Annotated in this window: 3 rRNA genes; all 3 read right to left on the minus strand. The window is 48.4% G+C overall.

The annotated features are described in order from the left end of the window. A 16S ribosomal RNA gene (locus tag L1D55_RS27190) occupies nucleotides 1-329 on the minus strand; the annotation flags it as partial. 315 nt (nucleotides 330-644) lie between these two features. Further along, nucleotides 645-760, minus strand: a 5S ribosomal RNA gene (gene rrf / locus L1D55_RS27195). A 93-nt stretch (nucleotides 761-853) separates the two neighbouring features. Next, nucleotides 854-1,604, minus strand: a 23S ribosomal RNA gene (locus L1D55_RS27200); the annotation flags it as partial.

Here is a 1,604-nt window from a genome sequence, read left to right on the forward strand (position 1 = left end):
CCAGTGTGGCTGATCATCCTCTCAGACCAGCTAGGGATCGTCGCCTTGGTGAGCCATTACCTCACCAACTAGCTAATCCCACCTAGGCATATCTTGACGCGAGAGGCCCGAAGGTCCCCCTCTTTGGCCCGTAGGCATTATGCGGTATTAGCCATCGTTTCCAATGGTTATCCCCCACATCAAGGCAATTTCCTAGGCATTACTCACCCGTCCGCCGCTCGACGCCGTTATCGTTCCCCGAAGGTTCAGATAACTCGTTTCCGCTCGACTTGCATGTGTTAGGCCTGCCGCCAGCGTTCAATCTGAGCCATGATCAAACTCTTCAATTTAAGATTTTGTCGACTCAATGAATACTGATTACATTACATAGTAATGTTGAATTGACTGTGCCGAATCTTACGATTCGAATTGGTCACTCAGTTCATTGAAATCAAGTTGAAACCGAAGTTTCATTTTTGATATTCATCAACGAGTGCCCACACAGATTGATAGGTTTAAATTGTTAAAGAGCTTTGCTATCAACGCTTTAGCGTCGAAGCGGATGCGTATAATACGCGATTGACTGTTGAAGTCAACATAAAACTCTAAGTTTATTTAGAACTTTATGGTGACTTGCTTAATTACTAAGCAAAGTCGAAATTAAAGCCTGGCGATGTCCTACTCTCACATGGGGAAGCCCCACACTACCATCGGCGCTATTGTGTTTCACTTCTGAGTTCGGCATGGAATCAGGTGGGTCCACAATGCTATGGTYGCCAAGCAAATTTTAAAATTCGGAAAGCTGTTTCTGTTCTCTTCAAACTCATTCAAGCGTTTGTATCTTATGAGTCCATCAAAACCCCTTGGGTGTTGTATGGTTAAGCCTCACGGGCAATTAGTACAGGTTAGCTCAACGCCTCACAGCGCTTACACACCCTGCCTATCAACGTTCTAGTCTTGAACAACCCTTTAGGACGCTTAAAGCGTCAGGGAAAACTCATCTCAGGGCTCGCTTCCCGCTTAGATGCTTTCAGCGGTTATCGATTCCGAACTTAGCTACCGGGCAATGCCATTGGCATGACAACCCGAACACCNACTTCAGCCCCAGGATGTGATGAGCCGACATCGAGGTGCCAAACACCGCCGTCGATATGAACTCTTGGGCGGTATCAGCCTGTTATCCCCGGAGTACCTTTTATCCGTTGAGCGATGGCCCTTCCATTCAGAACCACCGGATCACTATGACCTGCTTTCGCACCTGCTCGAATTGTCATTCTCGCAGTCAAGCGGGCTTATGCCATTGCACTAACCTCACGATGTCCAACCGTGWTTAGCCCACCTTCGTGCTCCTCCGTTACTCTTTGGGAGGAGACCGCCCCAGTCAAACTACCCACCAGGCACTGTCCGTAAYCCCGATTCAGGGRCCAACGTTAGAACATCAACACTACAAGGGTGGTATTTCAAGGACGACTCCCCCCCATCTGGCGACGCGGTTTCAAAGTCTCCCACCTATCCTACACATGTAGGGTCAATGTTCAGTGCCAAGCTGTAGTAAAGGTTCACGGGGTCTTTCCGTCTAGCCGCGGGTACACTGCATCTTCACAGCGATTTCAATTTCACTGAGT

The organism is Vibrio sp. Isolate22 (assembly GCF_022398115.1).
In the GTDB taxonomy this organism is placed as follows: Bacteria; Pseudomonadota; Gammaproteobacteria; order Enterobacterales; family Vibrionaceae; genus Vibrio.